The organism is Streptomyces sp. NPDC093064, assembly GCF_044754605.1.
Classification (GTDB): domain Bacteria; phylum Actinomycetota; class Actinomycetes; order Streptomycetales; family Streptomycetaceae; genus Streptomyces.
Map to the genome: position 1 here is coordinate 91,240 of NZ_JBIVPK010000022.1, position 16,279 is coordinate 107,518.

The 16,279-nt window shown below is 69.1% G+C and carries 13 protein-coding genes; 4 read left to right on the forward strand and 9 right to left on the reverse strand.

The genetic code is table 11. The features are described 5' to 3' along the window. Positions 1 to 150: 150 nt before the first annotated feature. Together ACIQFZ_RS24990 and ACIQFZ_RS24995 are read right to left on the reverse strand one after the other, a co-directional pair. Positions 151 to 570: a DUF2809 domain-containing protein gene (locus tag ACIQFZ_RS24990; RefSeq protein ID WP_376652630.1), complete on the reverse strand. Its 420-nt coding sequence runs from the start codon at positions 568 to 570 to the stop codon at positions 151 to 153. Positions 571 to 856: 286 nt separating this feature from the next. Continuing rightward, positions 857 to 1,237 carry a Rid family hydrolase gene (locus ACIQFZ_RS24995; RefSeq protein ID WP_365775500.1) on the reverse strand — a complete coding sequence of 127 codons (381 nt, stop codon included), beginning with the start codon at positions 1,235 to 1,237 and terminating at the stop codon, positions 857 to 859. 213 nt (positions 1,238 to 1,450) lie between these two features. On the opposite strand from ACIQFZ_RS24995, the gene ACIQFZ_RS25000 reads away from it, so the two are divergent. From ACIQFZ_RS25000 to ACIQFZ_RS25010, 3 genes are all read left to right on the forward strand, one after another. Continuing rightward, a complete protein-coding gene (locus ACIQFZ_RS25000; protein ID WP_365435247.1) occupies positions 1,451 to 2,527 on the forward strand; it encodes an acyl-CoA desaturase in 1,077 nt (358 codons plus the stop codon). Positions 2,528 to 2,797: 270 nt separating this feature from the next. Then, a complete protein-coding gene (locus ACIQFZ_RS25005) occupies positions 2,798 to 3,622 on the forward strand; it encodes an alpha/beta fold hydrolase (protein ID WP_383060999.1) in 825 nt (274 codons plus the stop codon). A gap of 467 nt (positions 3,623 to 4,089) precedes the next feature. Beyond that, positions 4,090 to 4,686 (forward strand): SMI1/KNR4 family protein, encoded by a 597-nt coding sequence (locus ACIQFZ_RS25010; protein WP_402692165.1) that lies wholly within the window; start codon positions 4,090 to 4,092, stop codon positions 4,684 to 4,686. Positions 4,687 to 5,015: 329 nt separating this feature from the next. Here the strand turns inward: ACIQFZ_RS25010 and ACIQFZ_RS25015 are convergent, their stop codons facing one another. From ACIQFZ_RS25015 to ACIQFZ_RS25035, 5 genes are all read right to left on the reverse strand, one after another. After that, positions 5,016 to 5,309 carry a muconolactone Delta-isomerase family protein gene (locus tag ACIQFZ_RS25015; RefSeq protein ID WP_365435238.1) on the reverse strand — a complete coding sequence of 98 codons (294 nt, stop codon included), beginning with the start codon at positions 5,307 to 5,309 and terminating at the stop codon, positions 5,016 to 5,018. Positions 5,310 to 5,367: 58 nt separating this feature from the next. Further along, entirely contained in the window at positions 5,368 to 5,640 is a 273-nt protein-coding gene (locus ACIQFZ_RS25020) for a hypothetical protein (RefSeq protein ID WP_402692166.1), read from the reverse strand. 317 nt (positions 5,641 to 5,957) lie between these two features. After that, positions 5,958 to 7,079 carry a winged helix DNA-binding domain-containing protein gene (locus tag ACIQFZ_RS25025; RefSeq protein WP_402692167.1) on the reverse strand — a complete coding sequence of 374 codons (1,122 nt, stop codon included), beginning with the start codon at positions 7,077 to 7,079 and terminating at the stop codon, positions 5,958 to 5,960. A gap of 248 nt (positions 7,080 to 7,327) precedes the next feature. Then, the gene (locus ACIQFZ_RS25030) at positions 7,328 to 8,185 is read right to left on the reverse strand and encodes an NAD(P)H-binding protein (RefSeq protein WP_402692168.1); all 858 of its coding nucleotides are present in this window, start codon (positions 8,183 to 8,185) and stop codon (positions 7,328 to 7,330) included. Positions 8,186 to 8,392: 207 nt separating this feature from the next. Further along, on the reverse strand, positions 8,393 to 8,911 hold the full coding sequence (locus ACIQFZ_RS25035; protein ID WP_383060994.1) for a hypothetical protein: 519 nt from the start codon (positions 8,909 to 8,911) through the stop codon (positions 8,393 to 8,395). A gap of 562 nt (positions 8,912 to 9,473) precedes the next feature. On the opposite strand from ACIQFZ_RS25035, the gene ACIQFZ_RS25040 reads away from it, so the two are divergent. Next, complete coding sequence (locus ACIQFZ_RS25040; protein ID WP_383060992.1) at positions 9,474 to 11,255, forward strand: SpoIIE family protein phosphatase; 1,782 nt, start codon at positions 9,474 to 9,476, stop codon at positions 11,253 to 11,255. Positions 11,256 to 11,496: 241 nt separating this feature from the next. On the opposite strand, the gene ACIQFZ_RS25045 is transcribed toward ACIQFZ_RS25040, so the two are convergent. Together ACIQFZ_RS25045 and ACIQFZ_RS25050 are read right to left on the reverse strand one after the other, a co-directional pair. Continuing rightward, complete coding sequence (locus ACIQFZ_RS25045; RefSeq protein WP_376652622.1) at positions 11,497 to 12,090, reverse strand: two-component system response regulator; 594 nt, start codon at positions 12,088 to 12,090, stop codon at positions 11,497 to 11,499. Continuing rightward, on the reverse strand, positions 12,087 to 16,244 hold the full coding sequence (locus tag ACIQFZ_RS25050) for a HAMP domain-containing protein (protein ID WP_402692169.1): 4,158 nt from the start codon (positions 16,242 to 16,244) through the stop codon (positions 12,087 to 12,089). Before ACIQFZ_RS25050 ends, ACIQFZ_RS25045 begins: the two co-directional genes overlap by 4 nt. Positions 16,245 to 16,279: the final 35 nt, after the last annotated feature.

Here is a 16,279-nt window from a genome sequence, read left to right on the forward strand (position 1 = left end):
GCCGACTCGGCAACGGGGTCTGGACTGCCCCTGTTCTCCCGTGGGCTTCTTGCGGCGGCCGGCGCGATGTTGATGGTCGTGGGGGGCGGTCGCGTTCGCCCCCTGGGCCGTGGCCGATCGGCGGAGCCTCCGGTAGGCCACCAGCAGGCCCTACGCCTGCCTCCTCACCGCGGTGAGAGCGAGCCAGCCCGCTGCCGCGCCGACCGTGTACCAGAGCAGGTCGGGCGGGTTGAAGGTGGAACCGAGTACGAGGCGGGCGACGGCACTGCGCCGGGAGAGCTCCGCCGGCACCTCGCTGAGCTGCAGGAACTCGATCCCCCAACTGACGGCCAACGCGCTTGCGGCGGCCGTCAGGGGCGTCACCCTGGGCGCCACCAGAACGACGAGGGTCACAATCAGGACGGTGTACAGCGCGTCTCCGCCGTACTTGCCCGCGCTCCCCGCCGTCACGGCCCTGAGTCCCAGCCCCGCGGCGACAGTCAGCACCGCAGCTGCGGCCGCCGCCAGGCGGATCCGTACCGGGGCGGCGGCGCCTGCGGCGCGGTCCTTGGTTCCGGGCAGGGAGGGCACGGGGTCATACTGCCGGATGTCCCGTGCTCGAAGCAGCTGTTCCTGCGTTGGGGACCAGCGGTACAGCCGCTGGTCCCCAACGCCGTTGACGGCGCCGGAGCGTGAGCGGCACGGTGATCCGGGCTGGGCCGCGCATCGCGGGCACGGGTGGCGCTCGACATCGTCCGCGTCGTTTCGGGTGTGACTGAGCACCCCAGTTGGCACCGCTCGCCAACTGGCGTGCTCAGTCTCGGCGCCCCGCTGTGGCGATCGCATGGAGACGAGGCTGGAAGACATGCCTCAAGAGTCAGCCGAGCAGCGCAGTTGCTTCGACTTCTACGAGCACATCCGACTCGAAGAGGTACTCGACACCGATCAGGGAGGCCGGCGGCATGGGGAGCTGGAGCCCGATCTCGTCAGCGACGGCCTCCACACCGGCCATGAAGTCGTCGATTTTCTCCGGGCTCCATCGGGTCACGTAGAACATCAGACGCAGCACGTCCGCGAACGACGCGCCCGCGGCCGCCAGCCCGACGGAGGTGTTGCGCAGTGCCTGGGCGACCTGCCCGACCAGGTCGCCGGGTGCGACCGGAGTCCCATCGGCCCGGCGTGCGACCTGCCCACTGACGTGGATGTGTGTCGCGCCGGTGCCGACGGCCACGTGGTGATACGGAGCCGGTTGCAGCATGCCTTCCGGCGTGAAGCGCTGGACAGTCCCAGTCTCTTGGCCAAGGCGGCTCGGCCGGGCGCTCCGGCCACGGACCTCACCGCCCGGAGAAAGCCCAGTTCAGGGGGTACAGGGGTGGGGACAACCCCATGGGGTGGTAGGGGCTCGGCCCCCCAAGAGGCCTACAGCTGACAGGCTGGTCTCGGTGGGGCGGCCGTAGCCAGACTCGCCTGCATGACGACTTCCTCCGACGCCTCGGTCACGACCGCACCGGCCGCCGTGCATCCCCGCAGACCCCGCCGCGGCGCCGCCAGCGACTTCGCCCGGCTGTCGCAGCGCATCACCGAGGCGGGTCTGCTGCGGCAACGCCCCGGCTACTACACGGTGCGGCTCGGATTGGTGACCGGACTGCTGGCGGCGGGCTGGGCGGCCTTCGTCGCGCTGGGCGACACCTGGTGGCAGTTGGCGGTCGCCGCCTTCATGGCCCTGATGTTCGGCCAAGTCGCACTCGTTGCACACGACCTGGCGCACCGACAGGTGTTTCGGAAACGCCGCGCGAGCGAGATCTCGGGCCGGCTCTTCGGCAACCTCGGCATCGGCATGAGCTACGGCTGGTGGATGAACAAGCACACGCGCCACCACGCCAACCCCAATCACGAGGAACTCGACCCCGATGTCGCCCCGGACATCCTGGTGTGGTCCACCGAGCAAGCCCGCAACAGCAGCGGTCTGGCCCGATTCATCGGCGGCCACCAGGCGTTCTTGTTCTTCCCGCTGCTGACCCTGGAGGGCTTCAACCTGCACGTGGCGAGCGTACGGGCGCTGCGCTCGCCGTCCATGAAGAGCCGCCTGCTGGAGGGCGGCCTGCTGTTCCTGCACATGGCGGCCTACTTGTCCGCGCTGTTCCTGGTGCTCTCCCCCGGCAAGGCCGTGGCGTTCCTCGCCGTGCACCAGTGCCTTTTCGGTGTGTATCTCGGCAGCATCTTCGCCCCGAACCACAAGGGCATGCCCACCTTCACCGGCGACGACCGCCCCGACTTCCTGCGCCGCCAGGTGCTCACCTCCCGCAACGTGCGGGGCAGCCGGCTCACCGACCTGATGCTCGGCGGGCTCAACTACCAGATCGAGCACCACCTGTTCCCGAGCATGCCCACTCCTCATCTACGTCGGGCCCAGGTCGTCGTACGCGCGTACTGCGCGGACATCGGCGTGCCGTACCACGAGACCGGACTGATCCAGTCCTACCGCGAGGCACTCACCCACCTGCACCGGACGGGGGAGCCCATCAGACGCCAGCGCAAAACGTCCTGACCACGGGACGGCAGGCGGCGTCGCTGGCGTGTGCATCCCTGTGCCGGCCGGGAACGGCAACACAGGGGTACGCACGCCTGCTTGCGTCCATCGAACCAGTGCCTCTACAGACGGTCCGAGGCAACCGCCTGCCCTCGTCATCATCGACCTCCCGCACCCGCACACGTTCAGCCACTGATCACTCTGGTCGTCCGATACCGCCCAGCGCAGCGATCAAGTGACGCCTCGCCGCAGCGCGAACGTTGCCTGATGCGGCACTAGGATCTGCCCATGCCGGAGATAGAGCTCACCGCGGGAACCATCTCCTACGACGACACCGGTGGTAAGGGCCCGGTCGTGGTCCTCCTGCACGGCCTCGTCCACGACGCCACCGTCTGGCGCGACGTCACCGCCGGACTCCGGGCCGGCAACCGGGTGATCGCGCCCACGCTGCCCTACGGCTCCCACCGCACCCCCATGGACCGGCCGCCCACCCCCGACCTCGTCATCGACCTGATCGTGGAGTTCCTCGACCGGCTCGACCTGAGGGACGTCACCCTGGTGGAGAGCGACTGCGGCCGGGCCCAGACGGTCGCCGCCCAACACCCCGAGCGGCTGGCCCGGCTGGTGCTGATCTCTTGCGAGGCCTTCGACAACTATCCGCCCGGCCTGCCCGGCAAGATGATCGGCGCGGCCTGCCGGGTGCCCGGCGCCCTGCCGCTCATGGTCCGCGTCCTGGGTTTCAAACCACTGCGCCGGCTGCCCGTCGGTATCGGCGCTCTCACCAAGCGCCCCGTGCCGGACGAGATTGTCGACGGCTGGCTGCGCCCCTTGCGCACCGACCCGGCCATCCGGCGCGACTTCCGCCACTACAACACGAACATCCGCAGGAGCGAACTGCCCGAAGCGGCCGAAGGGCTGCGGAAGTTCGACAAGCCGGCGCTCGTCGTCTGGGCCACCGAGGACCTGATGATGCCCCGCGCCCACGGCCGGCGCCTGGCCGAACTCCTCCCGCAGGGACGGCTGGTGGAGATCGAGGACTCGAGGACCCTGATCGCCGAGGACCGGCCGGAGCGGCTGGCCGCCGTCCTGAGGGAGTTCATCGCCCAGACGTGACCGTGCCATGCGGTGGACTGGGACTCCGGGTTCACCCTTCGCCAGACACGACGGCTCCGGCTGGGCCGGCGGTACCCAGACTCGACCGGACGCCCGAACAAGCCAGCACCGAGCCGACCACAGGAGCCCGGCCCGCAAAGCCCATTGCGGGCACTGCCGTCCATGTCGCTGTGTGGTTTCCCAGTGATCTCGGGGACAGCACCGGCGACTTCGGCCCAGAAGTCACAGCCAGCCGTGACGGGACTGCCTGGTGCTGACCCTGCGTCGCCGCATTCGAGGTAACTGAGGTGATTCGACGCGCTCGCCTCCAGCGCTGGCCCGTGGAGTGCACCGTTCGACTCAACCGTCGGCAGCCTCGATGGCTACGCGCCCAAGGCGCGTATGAGGTCGCGCTCAATAGGTGGTCCAGGTGAGGCCTCGTCAGCGGCCAGGGGCCGGTGTCATCGCTCACGGCTATGGTCCGGGCTATGACCGATGATCAGATACGGGCTGAACAGACCCTCGTCGCCTGGGCGCGGATCGAAACGTGGTTGAAGGAGCATGCGCCCCGCACCTTCCAGCGGTTGCCCGCGCCCGCGACGGAGGGCGAGCTCCGCTCGCTGGAGCAGGATCTCGACTTGGCGGTCCCCGCCGATGTGCGCGCCTTCTACCTGGTGCGCAATGGCACCGGGCCGGCCTCGGATTTCGACTGGCCCACATCCCGCGATGCCCCCGAGCCGACCGGGTACTTCCTGCCCAATGATGAGGGGGTCGGCCCCTTGGAGAACCTGGGAGCGTGGTTCGAGGGCCCGGTCGCGGCCGCGCGCCTGGATGACGAGCCCGGGCAGCGGTACCTGCCGATCACCACCATCGACCCGGACGGCTTCTACGGCAGCTTTGTCGACTGCACCCCGGGCCGGGGGTACGGGCTGCTCGGCGACTACGCCGAGGCGGAACTCCCGAACCCGGGGGAAGCGACGTTCGCCGCCTACCTGACCGAGGTCGCCAACGCGCTGTGCGAGGGGCGGGGCTTCGGGGACGACACCGCGCCGCGCGTGCTCGACGGGCGCCTCGACTGGGGGTAGGCGGGTCACCAGCCCGCCGGCGGTGGGGCGCGGGCCACCCGTCGTCCACGGTCAGGGCGTCCGTCAGCTGCACACCTAGTGCTGTGACCGGAGTCAGAGATTCGTCGGCAGTAAGCGGCGACTCCGTCGAGGATCTCGTCTGCGGTCTTCGTCCAGGCAAAGGGGCGGGGGCTGTCGTTCCAGTGGGCGAGCCAGGCGCGGAGGCCGCGTTCGAGGGCCCGGACCGAGCGGTGGACGACGCGGCCGAGTTTCTTCCGAGTGAGCTCGGTCCGCGGTCCGGGCATGGCCGCCGCATACGACCGGTCGGCCCGGCACCTGGTCCACCGAGCTCACGTGCGCGTACCCGGGTCGTTCGGGTGTGGCTCCAGCGGGGTCACCACGGCGGTCATCCACGGCCACATCGGCAGGGTTCCGAGTACCTCCGTGCGCAGCTCCGCCTCGTCGCCGGCCCGCCAGATGCCGATGCTGCGTTTCTCGCCGACCGGCCGCCACAGTCTGAACAGCCTTCCGGTGGCAGCCAGTTCACGGGCGCGGACCGCCTCGGCGGCGCGCCTGCGGTCCACCTCCTCGGCGGGAACGTCCCGCGGCACGTCGGTGGTGATCTCGACCAGGAAGTCCTTCATCGCCCGACTCCGTCTCTCCGGTTCACCGGATCTCAGCGATACACGGCCCGCGCCCCGGTTACCGGGGCGCGGGCCGCTGTTCTCCATCGTCGGTCCGCCGACCGCCCGGCGCCACGACTACCTGGCCGGTCTCCACCCCGTCCGACGCCTCGGCGAGATCAGCGACATCGTGGATGTCGTGCTCTGCCGTCCGTTCGGCAAGCTGAGGCCTCGTCACCGCCTCCAGGTCCGGGCCCGAGCCCACGACCGGCCCGGCGTCCCTGAGCCGGCTCGTCACGCGGGCGCCGACCGGGTCGGCCCACTGGCCGGCGCGCCGGCATTCCTCGAGCACGGCACCCGCAGGTCGCACATCACCGGCGTCACCGTGCACCCGACCCAGGCCTGGGCCGTGCAACAGGCACGAATTCTCGCCGCCGACCTGGGCACGCGTTGGGAGTCACTGCGCTTCCTGCTGCGCGACCGCGATGACAAGTACGGCGAGACCGTCGACGCGGTCTTCGCAACCGAAGAGATGGAGATCCTCATGCGCACGCCGCGAGCGTCGCGGATGAATGCCCACTGCGAGATGCCTGGTCGACGGTGTAGTGCCGCCCTCGCGGGTGGAGTGGTGGGAGAGGCCCAGCCGGCCCGCCCCTTGGCGCATCGCGGTCAGGCGTCGGCGATGCGCAGTTCACGCCCTGTCGCGCCGTCCGACGCGAAGAGCAGGAGACGTTCCCCTTCTTCCGCGAGTTCGGCGCGCCGGCGCTTGCTCACCGGGTGGAAGAGCTGGACGTTGAGAGTCGTCGCCCCGCGCGCACGGTCGGTCCGCCACGCCCCGGCGACGAACCCGTCGACCAGAATCGTCCCGGGAATCACGGCATTCTTCGTCGCGATGGCCTTGCGGTGCTCGTCGCTGATGATCCGGGTGCGGTCCGCGTGAGAGAGGATCGCGTTGTCGTACGGGGCCAGGTAGCGCACCGGCGCGGGCGTGTCGGGGTCCGGACGCGGTGCGCCGGGCAGATCCCACAGCTCTCGGCCGTTCTCGTCACGAAAGGAGACCAGCTGCGGGTGCAGGCGCTCGGTCACCGCGCGCAGCCGGGTGAGCCCCGACCACGCCTGGATGTCCTTGACGGTGGCAGGGCCGAACGCCGCCAGATAGCGCAGGACCAGGGCGTCGACGTCGGACTCCGGGGCCAGCGGGGCGCCGAGCCAGTCCTCCGCCGTGGCGTACGTCGTCTGTCCGCTCTGACCCCACACTCCGCGGGGCGGGATCTGGACGACCGGCAGCAGACTGCGTACGACGTTGCCGAGTGCGGAGGCGGGGTGGTCGGGCCAGGTCGTCCGCAAGGAGGCGCTCAGGTCGCCGACGGTGAGAGGAGACTGTTCCAGGAGCTCCCGGCCGGCCGCCGCGACCTTGGCCGGATCCAGCCCGTTCAGGTCCTTGCCGAAGGTGGTGATCAGCCTTCGTTCCATGAACGGCTGCAGACAGGGCCGAAGCCTGCGGCAGTCGGCGGAGGTGACCAGATGGACGGTGCCCCGCATCAGTGCGATGCGCACGGCCCGCCGTTCGGTGAGCAGGCCGGCCAGTTCCGCGGGGCGGAAGTCCTCCAGCCGGGTCCACAGGCCGTAGTAAGGCGGAATGGGTGCCTGTGCCTGCAGACCCACGAGGTGCTCGAGCGCCTCCTCCGCCGGCATCGTTCGTCGTGCCAGCAGCAACTGGCGTGCCAGGAACGCCCGGTTGAGAGCCCGCCGTTCGAGTACGTCGGCGGGCTGGGACGAAGTGATGGCCATCTGACCTCTCAGTTCAGGCGGGCGAAGAACGTGCGCAGTTCGTCGGCGAGGACGGACGGCCTCTTGGTTACGTACGTGAGTAACGACGTCGTTGCGACACGAGAGTGGGAGTCGCATACTCGCGCGAATAGCCGATGTTCACGAGATCGGGAGCCACCTGACCTCGTCGGGCGGGGCCGGACGCGGGTGTGGTTTCGTCACTTGTGATGTGGTTCCTTCCGCGTCCGTCCCGCATACCACGCGGGGGGCTATGCCGTGACCACGGGGACTGTTGCCGTGAAGGCGTCCGCGTGCTCCGCTGCCCACTGGGCGAAAGTGCGGGCCGGGTGGCCGGTGACCTTCTCGACGGTGTCAACGACCGTACGGCCCACCTCCGGGGTGTTCCCGTACGCCTCGATCAGGAAGCCGATCACGTCCTCCGAGTGGCCCGCCGCCCGCCATTGCGCGATGGCCTGCTCCTCGCTGAGTTCGATCAGGGCAATCTCCCGGCCGCGGGCGGCGGCGATCGTCGCCGCCTTGTCGCCGACGGTCAGGAGCTCGGGGCCGGTGATCACGTACTCCTGGCCCCCGTGGCCCTCCTCGGTGAGCGCGACCGCGGCGACGGCTCCGATGTCGCCCTCGTGGACGATGGCACTCAGCCGGGAGACGAACGGCTCGCGGACTTCGTCCGAGGCCACGATCCCGTCCGCCCACTCCAGGCAGTTGGCCATGAACTCGACCGGCATGAGCACGGTCCAGTCCACATCGTCATCGGCACGCACGGCGTCCTCCAGCAGCGACGGCCCGCCGCCATGCAGCACGGTGACCCGGCGTACGCCGGCCGCGCGGGCCAGTTCCAGGATCCGCAGGCCGGTCTCCAGCGGGGCGAAGTAGGGCCCGCCGAAGGTGATCAGGTGAAGGCCGGTGACACCCTCCAAGGCCGAAGCCAGGCCGGCCGGTTCGGTCAGATCCCCCTGGACGACCTCGACACCGGCCGGGAGGTCGGCCCTCGCCGCATCCCGGCTGAGGGCGCGGACCGCATGGCCGCGGGCGAGCAGCTCGGCGACGACCTGGCGGCCGACGGTTCCGGTGGCACCGGTGACAAGAATCCTCTGCGTCTGCGTCATGGCACGACCGTACGGAGCATTTAGGTCAGCTTCTGTCCGCAAGAGCGCTCGGGTCAGAGACGGAGACAGGAGCTGTCGTAGGACACCCTTCGCGAGAACCGGCCGCGACCCACCAGGCTGGACCCCTACAAGCCCTGTCTGGAGCTGCGGTTCGCCGCGGGATGCACGGGTGTGACCCGTCTGCACTTTTGGGAGACTCCGGCGCTGTCAGCCGAAGGAAACGGCGATCAGGGCGATGGCGGAGCCGGCGAAGACCGTGGTGTTGCGGAGGTAGGTCTGGGCGCGCACCCAGTGCGGGAAGGCGTTCTCGGCGGCCTGGAGGAAGGGCGCGACCTTGATCCGGGCCAGTTCCGGGTCGCTCTTGCGGCGGAAAGCGGCCTCCACTGACTGCACCGCGGTGAGGTTGCTGTAGACGATGCCTGCGTTCATCAGCAGCACCAGGGAGGAGAAGATCCAGGTCAGTAGTTGCGCCAGGTCGGCGCCGGCGAAGTTGAAGGCGGCGGTGGCGGTCATCACCGCGGCGACGGCCGCCGGTGCCGCGGTCTCGTGGCCGCCGGCGTCGAAGCGGAGCCCGTTCTCCTCCAGCACCTCCGGACGGACGTCCTGGCGGCGGAGCTCGGCCACGGCGGCGGCCTTCGCGGCGGGACCGAAGCGGTGGCGAACCACTGGAATGCTGACAAAGGCGGCGGCGACGAGTATCTGCATGACAGCGGCGAGCATGTTCATGGGGACCCTCCCTCGACGGACTTGCACTTAGTTCAACTTGCTGATGGAGTGACCGTAGCCGACCACTTGAACTAAGTGCAAGAGGTGTGTGCTTCGGCTCAGCAGCCGAGCAGCAGGACCAGGGGCACGAGCAGCACCGTGCAGTCGCCGGGTGCAGCAAGTAGCAGCGGTTACAGCGCGGGTCTTGGCTGCGTACGCGCGGACCGCGTCGGCGACTGGGGGCTCCAGCTGCTGCCGGGCGGTGTCGGCGGGGCCGGCTGTTCGCTCATCGGGGGCTCCAGGGCGCGTAACTGGCGTGTCTCACCACCGGTGCCCTTGCAGTCGGCGCGCTCCTCGGTGGCCTGGCGGTGCTCCTCCGCGATGCTGTGGCGCTCCTGGCCTCCCTGCTGGCCGTGCCGGCTCACGATCAAGGCCGCGGAAGGCAGGATCTTCTTGGAGCCGAGGGGGGATGCGTGGCGGGCTGCTTCGTGGACATCATGGAGGTTGCGAAGGACCAGGGTCTCGGGCCCAGGACGGCGCCCGGAGGCAGCTGGGGTGACGGTTGCAAGAGGGGATGGCCGGGATGAACACATCCGAATCCTTTCGGGCCGAAGACGATGTCCCCGGGACGTCCCAGCCCCGCAGGCTGCTGAATGAGCTGTCCGGGATGCTGGTCTCGCAGTCCCCGGTCGGGCTGGCCGTCATGGACACAGATCTGCGGTACGTGGCCGTTAATCCGGCGCTGGAGCGCATCAACGGCCTGTCGACCGAGGAGCATGTCGGCCGCCATGTCTCAGAGGTCCTGCCGCATGTGGACACCGCGGCCATCGAGTCCGCGCAGTGGCGGGTTCTGGAAACGGGAGTCCCACTGCTGGACCAGAACGTCGTCGGCCGCACCTGGGCCGATGCGGATCACGACCATGCATGGTCGGTTTCCCTCTACCGGCTGCAGGACCCCGTCGGCCGGGCGCGGGGAGTGGCCGCCTCGATCGCGGACGTCACCGAGCGGCACCGCCTGGCGACCGAAGCCGCCCGGGCCCGACGGCGCCTGACCCTGATCGCTGACGCCTCGGCTCTCATCGGCACCGTGCTGGACGTGGACCAGACCGCCCGCGAGCTGGCCGGGGTCACCGTGCCCGAGCTCGCCGACATCGCGGCGGTGGACGTCCTCGACACGGTCCTGGCCTGCCACCGCACCGCCGCGCCGGGCAGCGGCCCAGAACTCTTCCGCGCCCTCGCCCTGGCCGCCGCCTACCCCACCGAGGCCACCCGCGCCGCCGACCAGGTAGGCGACTTGGCCGCCTACGCCGCCGACCGCCTGGTCACCCAGTGCGTCCGCACCGGCAAACCGGTTCTGGTACCGCACGTGAACGACCGCGACCTGTCCCGTATAGCGCGCAATCCCGAGGCGGCCACGCTCCTGGCCCGCGCCGGCATCCACTCCTACCTGGCGGTGCCGCTGAGCGCCCGCGGCATAGTGCTCGGCGCCCTGGACCTCAAACGCGCACGCAACCCCCTGCCCTTCAACCATGACGACGCCGTACTGGCAGGCGAGCTGGCCAACCGTGCCGCGGTCAGCATCGACAACGCCCGCTGGTACCAGAGCGTGCGCAACGCCGCCGTCACCCTCCAGCGCAGCCTGCTGCCGGAGCACCCGCCGCACCTGGTAGGCCTGGAGATCGCCTCCCGCTACCAGCCCGCCCAGGCCACCAGCGAAGTCGGCGGAGACTGGTTCGACATCATCCCCCTGACCGGCGACAAGACCGCCCTGGTCGTGGGGGACGTGATGGGCAGCGGCATCGACGCCGCCGCCACCATGGGCCGCCTGCGCACCGCCACCTGCACCCTGGCCGAACTCGACTTCGACCCCGCCCAGGTGCTCCAGCATCTGGACAGGATCACCAGCGGCCTGGAGCATTACATCGCCACCTGCCTCTACGCCGTCTACGACCCCCACCACGGCGAGTGCCACATCGCCAACGCCGGACACCTGCCCCCCGTCCTGGTCCACCCCGGCCGACCCCCCGAGCTGCTCGACCTGTGCCCCGGCGCGCCGCTGGGTGTCGGCGGCGTCACCTTCCACAGCAGAACGCTCGATCTCGGTCCGGGCGACGATCTGGTCCTCTACACCGACGGCCTGGTCGAAACGCGCCACCATCCCATCGACGACCGCCTCGACACCCTCCTCGGCCTGCTGGACGGCTCCGAGGGCCGCCCCGTGGGAGAAACCTGTGACCTGCTCCTGCACGCCCTGCGGGACCCGGGCGACCACGACGACGTCGCCCTACTCATCGCCCGGATCTGCCCGCCCAGTCCTGACCACCAGATCATCGGGGCCCCTCCCACGGAGGGCAGTGGCCTCTGACCCACGCCGTGCCCACCGCGTGCGGCGGCACTTCGAACTGGGTCCCGTGCGCTTCCACCACCCTCACGTCACCGCCGACGGGGAGGACCGCCACCGGACGCCGGCCGCTCTGGACGACGGGCACGGCGAAGGCTGCGAGGTCACCGTGCGCCCCGCAAGGTCCGTGGACGTGGCTGCGCGTCGATGCTCAGTGCACTGCGGCGGGCGCCGCATGCTCGGGGTACGGGACATGGGCAGCCGATCAAGCTGAATAGTGGCCGGTGCGGCCTGGGAGGAGGGTACCCACCGCGCGTTCCACCTCCGCGATGCGGTCAGCGAGATGGGCCGTCTCGGCTTCCGGCTTGTTGCGCAGCAGTAGCTCGATCTGGGCGAGTTGCTCGGCGATCTCCGCAAGCCGGTCTGCGTCCGAGGGCTGTGCGCGGGTCGCCAACTGGCGGTTCTTGCGGTACAGATCGAGAAAGACGTTGACTTTGGTACGCAGCACCCACGGGTCGATGGGCTTGGTGATGAAGTCCGCGGCGCCGATCGCGTATCCCCGGTAGGTGTGGTCAGCGCCCGGCTCGGTCCCCGTCACCAGAATGACGGGCACGTCCTTGGTCTGGTCGAGGCGCTTGATGTTGGCGGCGGTCTCGAACCCGTCCATGCCGGGCATCCGGACGTCCAGGAGGACGACGGCGAACTCCTGTCGCAGCATCGCCTTCAGCGCTTGCTCCCCCGAACGCGCATGGACCAGGTGCTGGTGGAGCGGGCCGAGTACGGCCTCGAACGCGATGAGGTTCTCCTCCATGTCGTCCACGATCAGGATGCTGCATGGGTCGGCCGGGCTGGTGTTCATGGCGCTTCCCTGGGCGGATCGTCGGCGCCGTCCTCTGCGTCGGACGGTTCATCGGCGGTGTCCCGATCCTGCGCCGGCTCCGGGGAGCCGTTCTGCGGATCGAGCAGATCGCAGATGACCGACAGCAGGTGGTCGACGTTCACCGGCTTGGGCACATAGTCGGAGGCGCCGCTGTCTATCGCCTTCTCGCGGTCTCCGGGCATCGCTTTGGCAGTGAGCGCGATGATCGGCAGGTGTGCGAGACGGGGGGTGTCCCGGATGATGCGGGTGGTCTCATATCCGTCGATCTCCGGCATCATGATGTCCATCAGGACCAGGGACACGTCAGGGGACCGTTCCAGGACCTCAAGGCCCTCTCGGCCGTTCTCCGCGTACTTCACGGTGATGCCGACGCGGCCCAGTACGTGTGTGAGGGCGAAGACATTGCGGATGTCGTCGTCGATGATGAGGATGTGACGGCCTGCCAGTACGCGACCGGGACGCCCGTTAAGCCATTCCTTGAGCCGAGTCGTCTCCGGCCAGGCGTCCTCGCGGCCGTCAGCCGTCCCCGCGGCTCCTCTGCCCATCAGGTCGTCCGGGCTCAGGCGGCCCGGATCCAGGATGTCGGCGCTCACCCCGCTGTCCAACACGTGCCCAGGTGATGCGTCCTCGGCGGCCGTTGCCGGCGCCCGGTTCTCTGCGGGCGGGGCTCCGACGGTGCGCAGCTCCGCCGGACCCTGCCCGGTGGTGGAGCCTGGGTAGTGCGAGGGAATGTAGAGGGTGAAGCGGGAGCCCACACCCGGCTCACTCTCCGCGACGATTTTGCCGCCGAGCATCCTGGCGATCTCCCGGCTGATGGACAGGCCGAGGCCGGTGCCGCCGTACTTGCGGTTGGTGGTGCCCTCGGCCTGCTGGAACGCCTCGAAGATCATCGGAAGCTTTTCGGGGGCGATACCGATCCCGGTGTCCCTGACGGAGAAAGCGATGATGGCTTCGGCGTTTTTGAGTGTCGCCTCCTCGAACTGTTCGCCCGGAACCCGCTCGACGCGCAGCTCCACGCTGCCGGTGTGGGTGAATTTCAGGGCGTTGGACAGCAGGTTGCGCAGCACCTGTTGGAGGCGCTGCTCGTCGGAGTACAGCTCGGCGGGTACGTTCTCCCCGACAGCGATATCGAAGCCCAGGCCTCGGTCGATGGTGAGCGGCCGGAACGTGGCGTGGACGTAGTCAAGCAGCTTGACCAGCGGCAGTATGGTCGGGCGCACGTCCATCCGACCGGCTTCGATCTTCGACAGATCGAGGATGTCGCTGATCAGCTGGAGCAGGTCCGAGCCCGAGCGGTGGATGGTGGTCGCGAACTGCACCTCCTGTTCGGACAGGTTCCCGTCGGGGTTGTCGGCGAGCAGCCTGGCCAGGATCAGCAGCGAGTTGAGCGGGGTGCGCAGCTCGTGCGACATGTTCGCCAGGAACTCGGACTTGTACCGCGAGGCGGTCGCGAGGAGGGCGGCCTTCTCCTCCAACTCGGCGTTGGAGCGCTGAAGTTCGTCCGACCGCTCGCGCAATTCGGAGGTGAGGCGCTGGGACTGCGAGAGCAGGGACTCCGTTCGGGAGTTGGCGATGATCGTGTTGATCGAGACGCCGATCGTGTTGGCGAACTGGTCCACGAAGGCCAGGTGCACATCGCTGAACTTGCTGAGCGAGGCCAACTCGATCACGCCGAGCACCTGATCCTCGAAGAGGATCGGCAGGATGACGATGCTGGCGGGGTACGCCATGCCGAGCCCGGAGCTGATGGTGATGTAGTCCGGCGGGACGTCGGTGATGAGGATGCGCTGTTTCTCCTGCGCAGCCTGTGCGATCAGGCCGCGGCCCAGGGTGCCGGCGCCGGGGAGCGGGCTGCTCTCGCCGGCCCGGTCGGTGCCGTACCCGGCGATGAACTGCAGGCCCTCGGCGTGCGGCGCGCCTGCCTCGGCCAGGAAGAACGCACCGAACTGCGCATTCACCAGCGGGGTCAGCTCGCGCAGGATCAGGTCGGCGACCTCCACGAGGTCGCGGTGGCCCTGCATGAGGGCGGCCATACGGGTGAGGTTGGACTCCAGCCAGTCCTTGGCGCGGGTGGTCTCGCGGAGGTTGGAGACCATGAGGTTGATGTTGTTCTTCAGTTCGGCGACCTCGCCCTGGGCTTCGACCGTGATGGCACGGGACATGTCGCCCTGGGTGACGGCACTGGCCACCTCCGCGATCGCCCGCACCTGGGTGGTGAGGTTCAGGGCAAGCTCGTTGACGTTGGTGGTCAGCCGCTTCCACGTTCCGTAGACGCCCTCCACACGGGCCTGACCGCCCAGCTGCCCCTCACTGCCGACCTCGCGGGCGACGCGGGTGACCTCGGACGAGAACGAGGAGAGCGTGTCGACCATCGTGTTGATGGTCGTCTTCAGCTCCAGGATCTCGCCGCGCGCGTCCACGTCGATCTTCTTCGACAGGTCGCCCTGGGCGACGGCGGTGGCGACCTGGGCGATGTTGCGGACCTGCGAGGTGAGGTTCTCCGCCATGAAGTTGACGTTGTCCGTGAGGTCCTTCCACACCCCCGAGACGCCGCGCACCTGCGCCCGGCCACCGAGCCGGCCTTCGGTGCCGACTTCGCGGGCGACGCGGGTGACCTCGTCCGCGAACGCGCGCAGCTGGTCGACCATCGTGTTCACGGTGCTCTTCAGCTGCAGGATCTCGCCCCGCGCGTCCACCGTGATCTTCTTCGACAGGTCGCCGTTGGCTACGGACGTGGTCACCTGGGCGATGTTGCGGACCTGCGAGGTCAGGTTCAGCGCCATGAAGTTGACATTGTCGGTCAGCTCTTTCCACACGCCCGAGACGCCGCGGACCTGCGCCTGGCCACCCAGGTTGCCCTCGGTACCGACCTCGCGGGCGACGCGCGTGACCTCGTCCGCGAACGCCGACAGCTGGTCGACCATCGTGTTGATCGTCGACTTCAGCTCCAGGATCTCCCCTTTCGCCTCCACGGTGATCGTCTTGCCGAGGTCGCCCTGGGCGACGGCGGTGGCGACCTGGGCGATGTTGCGCACCTGCGAGGTGAGGTTCTCCGCCATGAAGTTGACGTTGTCCGTGAGGTCCTTCCACACCCCCGAAACGCCGCGCACCTGCGCCCGGCCACCGAGCCGGCCTTCGGTGCCGACTTCACGGGCGACGCGCGTGACCTCGTCCGCGAACGCCGACAGCTGGTCGACCATCGTGTTCACGGTGCTCTTCAGCTGCAGGATCTCGCCCCGCGCGTCCACCGTGATCTTCTGGCTCAGATCACCGTTGGCGACCGCCGTGGTCACCTGGGCGATGTTGCGGACCTGCGAGGTCAGATTCGACGCCATGAAGTTGACGTTGTCGGTGAGGTCCTTCCACACGCCCGAGACGCCCGGTACATGAGCCCGCCCGCCCAGTTGGCCCTCCGTACCAACCTCACGGGACACCCGCGTCACCTCGTCGGCGAACGCGCGCAACTGGTCGACCATCGTGTTCACGGTGAGCTTCAGCTCCAGCAGCTCGCCGTTCGCCTCGACCGTGACCTGGCGTGTCAGATCGCCGCGCGCGACCGACGTGGTCACCACCGCGATGTCGCGTACTTGCGCGGTCAGCCGCAAGGCCATCGTGTTGACGGCCTCGGTCGCGTTACGCCAGTCCCCGACCAGCCCCTGCACCGTGGCCTGCCCGCCGAGACGCCCCTCGGTACCGACCTCCCGGGCGACGCGGGTCAGCTCGCCGGTGAACAGCGACAACTGCTCGACCATCCGGTTCACTCCATGCCCCAGACGTCGCAGATCGCCGCGGAGTTGGCGTTTGCCGTCGTGCAACTCGACGCGCTGAGTCAGATCACCGTCCGCTACGGCGGTCAGGACGCGGGTGGCGTTCACGGCGGGGACGGCCAACGCCTCCAGCAAGGTGTTGGCCGCTTCCACGCTCGTGGTCCACGCGCCCTGCCCGGGACTCGCTGCGAGCCGCTCGTCCAGCCGTCCTCGTCGCACCACTTCCCGGCGTACTCGGTCGAGCTCCGAGGCCAGATGCGCGTTCCGCACGATGATCTGGTTGAGCACCCCCGCCATCTCGGCGAGGACCCCTGCGGACAGTCCCTCTGTACGTACGGTGAAGTCACCGTCGCAAAACGCATTCATGGCCGCGAGCAGCGGACGCAGATCGGCGACGCGTA

What these genes read in the sequence shown, in the direction of transcription:
- ACIQFZ_RS24995 (WP_365775500.1), bottom strand. Translation starts at nt 1,237, where the DNA reads ATGCTGCAACCGGCTCCGTATCACCACGTGGCCGTCGGCACCGGCGCG.
- ACIQFZ_RS25000 (WP_365435247.1), top strand. Translation starts at nt 1,451, where the DNA reads ATGACGACTTCCTCCGACGCCTCGGTCACGACCGCACCGGCCGCCGTG.
- ACIQFZ_RS25005 (WP_383060999.1), top strand. Translation starts at nt 2,798, where the DNA reads ATGCCGGAGATAGAGCTCACCGCGGGAACCATCTCCTACGACGACACC.
- ACIQFZ_RS25010 (WP_402692165.1), top strand. Translation starts at nt 4,090, where the DNA reads ATGACCGATGATCAGATACGGGCTGAACAGACCCTCGTCGCCTGGGCG.
- ACIQFZ_RS25015 (WP_365435238.1), bottom strand. Translation starts at nt 5,309, where the DNA reads ATGAAGGACTTCCTGGTCGAGATCACCACCGACGTGCCGCGGGACGTT.
- ACIQFZ_RS25025 (WP_402692167.1), bottom strand. Translation starts at nt 7,079, where the DNA reads ATGGCCATCACTTCGTCCCAGCCCGCCGACGTACTCGAACGGCGGGCT.
- ACIQFZ_RS25030 (WP_402692168.1), bottom strand. Translation starts at nt 8,185, where the DNA reads ATGACGCAGACGCAGAGGATTCTTGTCACCGGTGCCACCGGAACCGTC.
- ACIQFZ_RS25035 (WP_383060994.1), bottom strand. Translation starts at nt 8,911, where the DNA reads ATGAACATGCTCGCCGCTGTCATGCAGATACTCGTCGCCGCCGCCTTT.
- ACIQFZ_RS25040 (WP_383060992.1), top strand. Translation starts at nt 9,474, where the DNA reads ATGAACACATCCGAATCCTTTCGGGCCGAAGACGATGTCCCCGGGACG.
- ACIQFZ_RS25045 (WP_376652622.1), bottom strand. Translation starts at nt 12,090, where the DNA reads ATGAACACCAGCCCGGCCGACCCATGCAGCATCCTGATCGTGGACGAC.
- ACIQFZ_RS25050 (WP_402692169.1), bottom strand. Translation starts at nt 16,244, where the DNA reads ATGAATGCGTTTTGCGACGGTGACTTCACCGTACGTACAGAGGGACTG.